This is a genomic window from Arthrobacter sp. 05N33_2 (assembly GCF_056397425.1).
This window is the reverse complement of sequence record NZ_JBFTNJ010000095.1, coordinates 1-9,078: the sequence shown is the minus strand read 5'-3', so window position 1 is coordinate 9,078 and position 9,078 is coordinate 1. Positions and strand designations below refer to the sequence as shown.

The 9,078-nt window shown below is 66.2% G+C and carries 7 protein-coding genes and 1 pseudogene; 3 read left to right on the top strand and 5 right to left on the bottom strand.

Annotated elements, in window-relative coordinates; translation table 11 throughout:
* Window positions 1-306, bottom strand: a 306-nt coding sequence (locus AC1DHX_RS19530; RefSeq protein ID WP_476900376.1) for a cytochrome ubiquinol oxidase subunit I, incomplete at its 3' end; no start/stop codon positions are given.
* Between the two features lie 319 nt (window positions 307-625).
* Between AC1DHX_RS19530 and AC1DHX_RS19525 the strand changes: the two genes are divergently transcribed.
* Both AC1DHX_RS19525 and AC1DHX_RS19520 read left to right on the top strand, forming a co-directional pair.
* The gene (locus AC1DHX_RS19525) at window positions 626-1,012 is read left to right on the top strand and encodes a BlaI/MecI/CopY family transcriptional regulator (RefSeq protein WP_018772400.1); all 387 of its coding nucleotides are present in this window, start codon (window positions 626-628) and stop codon (window positions 1,010-1,012) included.
* Window positions 1,013-1,018: 6 nt separating this feature from the next.
* Window positions 1,019-2,008: a M56 family metallopeptidase gene (locus AC1DHX_RS19520; protein WP_223917105.1), complete on the top strand. Its 990-nt coding sequence runs from the start codon at window positions 1,019-1,021 to the stop codon at window positions 2,006-2,008.
* 103 nt (window positions 2,009-2,111) lie between these two features.
* Here the strand turns inward: AC1DHX_RS19520 and AC1DHX_RS19515 are convergent, their stop codons facing one another.
* Complete coding sequence (locus AC1DHX_RS19515; protein WP_476859818.1) at window positions 2,112-3,638, bottom strand: M20/M25/M40 family metallo-hydrolase; 1,527 nt, start codon at window positions 3,636-3,638, stop codon at window positions 2,112-2,114.
* A 169-nt stretch (window positions 3,639-3,807) separates the two neighbouring features.
* Window positions 3,808-5,916, bottom strand: coding sequence for a DNA gyrase/topoisomerase IV subunit B (locus AC1DHX_RS19510; protein WP_476900375.1), 2,109 nt, complete (start codon window positions 5,914-5,916; stop codon window positions 3,808-3,810).
* A 250-nt stretch (window positions 5,917-6,166) separates the two neighbouring features.
* Here AC1DHX_RS19510 and AC1DHX_RS19505 point away from each other — a divergent pair, with 250 nt between their 5' ends.
* Window positions 6,167-6,388, top strand: coding sequence for a DUF7455 domain-containing protein (locus tag AC1DHX_RS19505; RefSeq protein WP_026266251.1), 222 nt, complete (start codon window positions 6,167-6,169; stop codon window positions 6,386-6,388).
* A 257-nt stretch (window positions 6,389-6,645) separates the two neighbouring features.
* Here AC1DHX_RS19505 and AC1DHX_RS19500 read toward each other — a convergent pair whose 3' ends face one another.
* Together AC1DHX_RS19500 and AC1DHX_RS19495 are read right to left on the bottom strand one after the other, a co-directional pair.
* On the bottom strand, window positions 6,646-7,983 hold the full coding sequence (locus AC1DHX_RS19500) for an RNA polymerase sigma factor (RefSeq protein WP_018772396.1): 1,338 nt from the start codon (window positions 7,981-7,983) through the stop codon (window positions 6,646-6,648).
* Between the two features lie 284 nt (window positions 7,984-8,267).
* Window positions 8,268-9,078: pseudogene (locus tag AC1DHX_RS19495) on the bottom strand (hypothetical protein); the annotation flags it as partial.

The following is a 9,078-nucleotide window of genomic DNA, read 5'->3' as shown; positions in this document are numbered from 1 at the left end:
CGCCAACAGCGCTTCCAGGGCCAGCGGGGCGCCAAAGACGTCACCGACAAAGCGGCTGTACTCGCTCCAGGCCATGCCGAACTGGAACTCCTGCACGATGCCGGTGGCCACGCCCATGATGAAGTTGATCAGGAAGAGCTTGCCCCAGAACTTGGTCATGCGCAGATATTCCGGCTTGCCGGTGCGGTACCAGAGCGTCTGGATCACAGCCACCACCAGCCCGAGGCCAATCGTGAGCGGCACCATCATGAAGTGGTAGACCGTGGTGATTCCGAATTGCCAGCGTGCGATTTCCAAGGCGTCCAAGGCAGTCCCTACTTTTGGCTAGGTCCGAGCAACTTCTACGTGGCGTAGAAGTAATTCTTCTACAGAGTGTAGAACAAATCGTCGCTTCCCCGTAACTCAGACTCCCACGGCACGTCACGGCCTGCAATGGAACAAAGAGCCTCTCCCGCCACCGCGGGCCGGCGGCGCGACACGCCGGGCGGCCGTGTTCTACTTCATGTAGAAAGAATGCGCAAAACGCGGTAAATTTGTAAACGAAGTATTCACACACACCGCCCCGGCAGGCACCAGCAGTTTCCCAGCATGACGCCGGCGCGGCAGGCATAGAAGGATGTACGCAATGGCAAGTCTCGGTGAACTGGAACGGGCAGTGATGGACCTGCTCTGGGCAGGCCAAGAAGCTGCGACAGCCAACACTCTGCGGGACCTCCTCGCACAAAGCACCCAGCCCCAGGACGGCAGCGCCGGACACGTGGGCAAAGACCTCGCGGTCACCACGGTGCTGACCGTACTCTCGCGCCTTGAGCGGAAGGGTCTGGTGGAACGCGAACGCGGCACCCGCCCGCACCGCTACCAGGCCGTCTCGAGCCGTGCGGACCACACCGCGGAACTCATGCACGAGGTCCTCGGCTCCGCTCCGGACCGCGAAGCCGTCCTGGCCCGGTTCATTGGTTCCGTCACGGATAACGAGGCAGAAACCCTGCGCAAGCTTTTGGGCCGCAGCTAGCGCCCGATGTTCTGGACCTCATATTTTCTGGCGGTCCTGGCGATAGCATTGGCGTGGCCGGTGCCTGTCCTCCTCTCCCGTGCCCAGTGGCCGGCCCGCTCCCCCTTCACGGCGATGCTGTTGTGGCAGGCGATCGCACTGGCCGGTGGCCTGTCCATGATCGGCGCCATGCTGGTTTACGGGCTCGAGCCGGTCGGGGACAACCTGCTCTCCGGCCTGCGGGCGCTGGCTGGCATGGTCTTCCACAATGCCCCCACCACGGAACTGGGCTTCTGGCACATCTTTGCGCTCTCGGCCGCGGCCCTGCTGACGGCGCACCTGGTATTTACCCTGCTGCTGACCTACTACAAGATCCAGCGCCAGCGCCGCCGCCACCGCGAGCTGCTGGACCTCCTGGCGTCGCCGTCCTCCGACGGCCCGGGGACGATGGTCCTGAACGTGGACTCGCCGGTGGCGTACTGCCTGCCCGGCGGCGCACGGTCCGTGACGGTTCTCTCCGACGGCCTCATGGCCGCCCTGGAGCCCGATGAGTTGCGTGCCGTGCTGATTCACGAGAACGCCCACCTGAGCCAGCGCCACCACCTCCTGCTGTGGGCCTTCGCCGCGTGGCGCCAGGCGCTGCCGTGGCTGCCCACCACCCGGCTGGCGCAGGAGTCGGTCAACTCCCTGATCGAGATGCTGGCCGACGACGTCGCGCTCAAGACGGAGAGCAAGGCGACCCTGATCAGGGCGATTGCCATTGTGGCCAGCGGGTCCCCGGCCACCCCCGCGGTGCGCCTGGCGTTCGGCGAGCCCGGCGTGGCCGACGGCGACCCCAGCCAGCCCGGCGCCACCGGAGGCAGCGGCTCGGCGGGCACGACGGCGTCACGCGTCAGCCGCCTGCTCTCGCCGCAGCCGCCGTTGTCGGAACCGCTGCGCGCCGCTGTCCTGGCCTGCTGCGTGCTGCTCCTGGCCGTGCCGACGGCCCTGCTGCTGGTCCCCGGCCTGCTCGGCTAACTCCGGCCCCCTGCCACTCCTGTCATCCGGCCCCCACGCCGGACCGCCCCGCCACAGGAACGGCGGAGCGGCCGGTTTCGCGCCAGGATAGCCATCTGCGCCGCTATTTCAGCAGCTTGCTGGCCTTGAATTGCAGGTCGACGTTGCCGGACCCGTTGCCCTTGGACGTTCCATTGATCGCCGAGGTGGTCATGGCGAAGGTCAGTGTCGAGTGGGCGATCGCGTCGGCCATTTGCTCCAGCACAGTGGTGTTGACGTTGGCGAGAGTGTCGCAGGCCTGGTGGTAGCAGGCGTCATGAGCCACGTTTGGTGTCCCGCCGAACACTGCCGCTTCCGCCACCGTCTTAAGGTCTTCCGCGCCGGTGAACAGGCCACCCGCCGGAATCCCGTTGTTGATGAACCCGGAGTAGTCCGAGCGCCCGTCGAACTGCGTCGGCGCAGTAGGCAGGTTCTGGGACTTGAAGTAGTCCAGGAAGACCTTCTCGACGAGCCCGGAGCCATTGGGGCCCTTCGTGCCGAAGGAGGAGCCGTCGCCGTCGTAGACGAACCGCACAAAGTTCGGCGAGCCGACCATGTCGAAGTTGAGGTTGACCGCGTGCGCCTTGATCTGGCTCGCCGTCAGCTGGGATGTGTAGAAGTCGGAGCCGACAAGTCCGGGCTCCTCCCCTCCCCAGAAGGCGAAGCGGACCCTGTTCACGGGGGTCTGGCCCGACGCCTTCAGCTGGATCGCCGTCTCGAGGATGGAGGCTGTCCCGGTGCCGTTGTCGTTGATGCCCGGCCCTTCCGGCACGGAATCCAGGTGCGCCCCCACCAGGACGGTGCGGTCCGCGCGTCCGCCGGTGTCGGCCAGGATGTTGAACGAGGTCAGCTTGGTGACGGTGGAGTTCACGGCGAGGTGCATGCTGACGCCGTTCAGCCCGGCGAGTTCGGCGCCGGTGGCGAAGCTGGTGCTGACCACCGGGATACCTGCCTGAGGCGCGTCCAGCGTGCCGCCGAAGAGGGCAAAGCGCTCGTCCGCCGGGTCCGCATTGCCCTGGTTGAAGATGATGACGCCGGCCGCCCCGGCCGCGGCGGCGTTGTCCGCCTTGATCCGGAAGGTGCAGGTGCCGCGCTGGATCAGGGCGATGTTGCCCGCCGTGAACCCGCCGAAGTCGGCTGCCTCGCAGCCGCTGGTGGAGGCCCGGTCGCCGGCCAGGTTGATGTCGACGGCGCTCAGCGGGGCCGTGACGTTGCCGGAACCGGAATAGTTCATATCGAGGAAGCCGTCCGGGGCGTCATAGGCGTAGGTCCGCGGGGATGGCGAGAGGCGCTCCATCGACGCCGAGACGGTGTCGTAGCGCTCGTAGGGGAAGGTTTGGCGGACCGGGGTGTAGCCGGCGGCCCACAACTTGCGCTCGATGTACCGGGCGGAGGCTTCGTATCCCGGAGTGCTGGCAGCCCGCGTGCCACCGTTGGCGTCCGCGACGGCCTGGAGGGCCGCGAGGTGTTTCATGATGTTTGTTGCCGACACGGCAGCGCGCAGGGGTGCCGTGTTTGTTCCGTTGTCAGCGAGTGCGGGCGGCGCAAGGCTGGCCGCCAGTCCGATCGAGGCGGCGATGGCCGCACGGCGGATATTCCGGCGTTGCTTCATAGGGTTCTCCTGGATTCGGCTGCGGAATCCAACCCGGGCGTCCTTGCCCGCAAGGGTGAGATGAAGCTATCGGAAGCACCTTGGGCAAAGGTTGAGAGAACCAGACGCCGGCGAAGCAGCCGCGACGGCACAGATTTCGGTCGCCGGGCCCGTCCCCGCCGGCGGAACGTCAGGCGTCGATGCGCTCCCGGTCCAGATTGGCGGCGCCTGCAATGATGAAGTCCTTGCGCGGCGCCACGTCCGAGCCCATGAGGAGGTCGAAAGTCTCTTCGGCCTGCTTGGCGTTCTCGATCCCGACCTTGCGGAGCGTCCGGTGTCGCGGGTCCATGGTGGTTTCGGCCAGCTGTTCGGCATCCATTTCGCCCAGCCCCTTGTACCGCTGGATCGGCTCCTTGTAGCGCTTGCCCTCTTTGGCGAGCCGCGCCAGCAGGACATGGAGCTCAGCCTCGGAGTAGGTGTAGATCATCTCGTTGGCCTTCTGGCCGGCGTTGACGACCTCCACACGGTGCAGCGGCGGGACGGCGGCGAAGACGCGCCCCTCGTCGATCATCGGACGCATGTAGCGGRAGAAGAGCGTCAGGAGCAGGGTCCGGATGTGGGCGCCGTCGACGTCGGCGTCGGTCATCAGGATCACTTTGCCGTACCGGGCGGCGCTGATGTCGAACGTGCGGCCGGAACCGGCCCCCACCACCTGGATCAGGGCAGCGCACTCGGCGTTGGAGAGCATGTCCCCCACCGAGGCTTTCTGGACGTTGAGGATTTTGCCGCGGATCGGCAGGAGCGCCTGGAAGTCGGAGGACCGCGCCAGTTTGGCGGTGCCGAGCGCGGAGTCACCTTCGACGATGAACAGTTCGGAGCGTCCGACGTCGTCGGTACGGCAATCGGCCAGCTTGGTGGGCATGGAGGAGGTTTCCAGCGCGTTCTTGCGGCGCTGGGTTTCCTTGTGGACGCGCGCCGAGATGCGGGACTTCATCTCGCTGACGATCTTTTCCAGCAGCAGCGCGGACTGGGCCTTGTCGTTGCGGTTGGCGGAGGTCAGCTTCGCGGTGATCTCCTGTTCCACCACCTTGGCCACAATGGCCCGGACGGCGGAGGTGCCCAGGATTTCCTTGGTCTGGCCCTCGAACTGCGGTTCGGCCAGCCGGACGGTCAGGACCGCGGTCAGGCCGGCGAAGATGTCGTCCTTTTCGATCTTGTCGTTGCCGGCCTTGAGCTTGCGGGCATTGGTCTCCACGGCCTTGCGGAAGGTCTTGAGCAGGGCCTGCTCGAAGCCGGACTGGTGGGTGCCGCCCTTGGGCGTGGAAATGATGTTGACGAAGGTCCGGACCGTGCTGTCGTAGCCGATCCCCCAGCGCAGCGCGACGTCGACCTCACAGTCGCGTTCGACCTCCGCGAGCTGGCTGTGGCCCTTTTCGTCGAGGACGGGGACGGTTTCCTTGAATTTTCCGGCACCGTGGAGGCGCCAGATATCCGTGACGGCGGGGTCGGCGGCGAGGAAGTCGACAAATTCGGAGATGCCGCCGTCGTGGTGGAAGACCTCCTCATGCGGGCCCGATTCTCCGGGCGTGCCGGCAATCCTGCGTTCATCCCGGACCGTGAGCTTCAGTCCGGGGACCAGGAACGAGGTCTGGCGGGCACGCGCGGCGAGGTCATCGTAGGAGAATTTGGCGTCGGGCGTGAATATCTGCCGGTCCGCCCAGTAGCGGATCCGGGTTCCGGTCACGCCGCGCTTGGCCTTGCCCACGACATCGAGCACAGAGCCGTCGATGAAGGGTTCGAACAGGGTCGCGGGGTCCGGTTTGGTGCCCGGATCCTTGAACCGGCCCGGTTCCCCCCGGCGGAAGGACATCTTGTACGTCTTGCCGCCGCGGTCCACTTCGACGTCGAGGCGGGCCGAGAGCGCGTTGACCACCGAGGCGCCCACGCCGTGCAAGCCGCCGGAAGCGGTGTAGGAGCCGCCGCCGAACTTTCCGCCGGCGTGCAGTTTGGTGAAGACGACCTCGACGCCGGTCAGCCCGGTTTTCGGTTCGACGTCCACGGGGATGCCGCGGCCGTCGTCGTGAATCTCGACTGAGTTGTCCGCGTGGAGGATGATCTTGATGTCGTGGCCGAAGCCGGCGAGGGCCTCGTCGACGGAGTTGTCGATGATTTCCCAGAGGCAGTGCATGAGGCCGCGGGAGTCCGTGGAGCCGATGTACATGCCCGGGCGCTTACGGACGGCCTCGAGGCCCTCCAGCACGGAGAGGTGCCGGGCGGTGTAATCAGAACTGGGTGCCACGGGTCGTGAACTCCTTAAAGGATCGGGACAGCCACCGCAGCGTGCGCAGGCGGCAGTCACAGAATTTGACGCACTTCCTAGGTTAGTCGGACTCCGGGTGATCGACGGTCTGCCACTCCCCGCGGGGGCTCTCCGGCCACCCGCCGTTACTGAGACGTGATACGCGGACAGCGAAAGTAGGCCATCCGTGCCATGGTTTGGCCACGAATGCTGGTTATATAGGTATACCGATCTACTAAGGAGGCCGAACATGACAACAGCAGTTGCGGACCGCACACTGACCGCCGCAGACCGGTGCGATCGTTGCGGAGCACAGGCATATGTCCGAGTTGTTCTCGGTGCCTCCGGCGGTGAGCTTCTTTTCTGCGGCCACCACGCACGCGCCGTAGAACCGACACTCAAGCCGCTCAGTTCAGACTGGCATGATGAGACTGACCGCCTTCACCAGAAGGCCCCGGTTCCGGTCGACTAGACCGCACCGGCTTCAGCCCGTCGCCCTACAGGGTTCCGGGCGACCTGAGACCACTGCATCAGGGCCCCTCCATACCGGAGGGGCCCTGATTCGTTAAGTGCTGTTTCGTCAGGTGCCGGTTCGGTTAAGTGCCGTGCACCCGGCTGCGGCGGCAAAAAGCAATGCGGGGTCCCTTCCTGCCCGTTCCTCCGGTGAGGATGGGCGGGAAGAGACCCCGCATTGCTGAGAACCTTTACCCGGTCTGCGACCAGTGGCGCTTAGTCCAGGTAGTCGCGCAGGACCTGTGAGCGCGACGGGTGCCGCAGCTTGGACATGGTCTTGGATTCGATCTGGCGGATGCGCTCACGTGTCACACCGTAGACCTTGCCGATTTCGTCTAAAGTCTTCGGCTGGCCGTCGGTAAGGCCGAAGCGCATCGCTACCACGCCGGCTTCGCGCTCGGAGAGCGTATCCAGCACCGAGTGCAGCTGTTCCTGCAGCAGGGTGAAGCTCACGGCATCCGCGGGAACCACGGCTTCGGAGTCCTCGATGAGGTCGCCGAATTCGGAGTCGCCGTCCTCGCCAAGCGGGGTGTGCAGCGAGATGGGCTCGCGGCCGTACTTCTGGACCTCCACGACCTTTTCCGGGGTCATGTCGAGTTCGAGGGCCAGCTCCTCCGGGGTGGGTTCGCGGCCGAGGTCCTGCAGCATCTGGCGCTGGACTCGGGCCAGCTTGTTGATGACTTCCACCATGTGCACCGGGATGCGGATGGTGCGGGCCTGGTCAGCCATGGCGCGGGTGATCGCCTGGCGGATCCACCAGGTGGCGTAGGTGGAGAACTTGAAGCCCTTGGTGTAGTCGAATTTCTCCACCGCACGGATCAGGCCCAGGTTGCCTTCCTGGATCAGGTCCAGGAACAGCATGCCGCGCCCGGTGTAGCGCTTGGCCAGCGAGACGACGAGGCGGAGGTTGGCCTCCAGCAGGTGGTTCTTGGCGCGCTTGCCGTCGTGGATGACGAATTCGAGCTCGCGCTTGAGTTTCGGGTCCATGGTGCCGTCGTCGGCTGCGATCTTTTCTTCAGCGAAGAGACCGGCCTCGATCCGCAGGGCCAGGTCTACTTCCTGTTCGGCATTCAGCAGGGCGACCTTGCCGATCTGCTTCAGGTAGTCCTTGACGGGGTCGGCGGTGGCGCCGGCAGACATAACCTGCTGCACCGGAGCGTCGTCGTCGTCGGCGTCGGAGTAGACGAAGCCGGAGCCGGTGGTGGCCGCGGCCTTGCCGGCGACTTCCTCGCCTTCTACTTCGTCGCCGAGCTCGGCGGCGTCGGGCGTGATGTCGTCGAGATCCTCTTCGGCGTCGACGTCATCGTCAGACGTACTGGCAGAGTTGCCGGCGGCTTCTGCCGCGGCTTTCGCGCCGGGCTTGGGCCCGCGCTTCTTGGGCTCAGGCTTGGCGACTCCGGTTACGGTGTCGCCACCCTCTGCGGAAGCGGCGTCCTTGACAGCCTTGTTGGCTGCGCGCGTGGCGGCGCGCTTGGCGTTGGTCGCCGCCTTCTTCTCCTCAGGGGACAATTCGGCCTGGTCGGCGGGTTCCTTCTTCGCGGAAGACGGGGTCACTGAAAACCTTTCTAGCTGCGGTCTGCGGAATCACCATACGGGCAACACCACTATGACCCTGTCAAGTCCGTGTTCAACATCAGGTGCAACCACGACCAGCAGAGCCACTTAGTAGAACTGCTGGCGCGGCCTTAATGTTCCCTGTTTCCAAGGAACATTTAGGGCACTTGATACACGGACCCAACCGGGTCTCGGCAACCATTGTCTCACGGTTTTCAGGCCGGGTGCCTTTCGCGACGCCGGGTCGACGATATCGCGGCGGCTTCGCCCGCCGCGTCAGGACCTCATGCCGCGTCCGGGGCAAACTTCTGCCAGGCCGCCTCCCGCCTGGCAGCCCAGCCGCAAAGGGTGCCGCGCCGGCCAAGCTCCGCCAGCAGTTCCGCGAGCCTGTACCCCGGCTGGCCCTGCAAGGCCTGCCGGTAGAGCGCGTCGGCGTAGGAGCCGCGGCCACGGCACCATTCGATCCAGCCCCGCGCCGTCACGGCGGCTGCCGTTGCCTCCCCGTCACCAAGACGGCCAAGCCGTTCCAGGACCCGCTCGAGCCCGACCATCAGGGTCCAGTCCGGAACCGACGGCGCCAGTCCGAGCAGGACTTCCCCGTAACCGGGAACAGCCCCGGCTGCAGGCACGGCGCCGCCGGCGGACCCGCCGCTGCCGGGTGCCACCGGCAGGGGTATCCGCGGAGCGGACTTGGACCGGGAAGTGCGGCCGGACATTGGACCCGGCAGGGGGCTGGGCGTCGGTCGGAGCCGTGAGGCGGGCGTGTTATCGGGGAAAGCGGCGGACCCGGGGTCCGGGTCGAAGATACCGAAGTCCTCGGCGCCGCGTTCGGCCGCGGACCGTCCGGCGGCCGCCATCACCAGGACCGCGTCCCGCCACGACGGAATGCACAGGCTGGCCCGCAGGTAGCCGGCGAGTTCCGGTGAGAGCTGAAGCGGCCGGCCAATGGTCCAGGGATCGGGCGTCCCGGAGCCGGTGGTTCCGGCATCGGTCCCGGAGCCGGTGGTTCCGGCGTCGGTCCCGGAGCCGGTGGTTCCGGCGTCGGTCCCGGCGTCGGTGGTTCCGGCATCGGTCCCGGAGCCGGTGGTTCCGGCG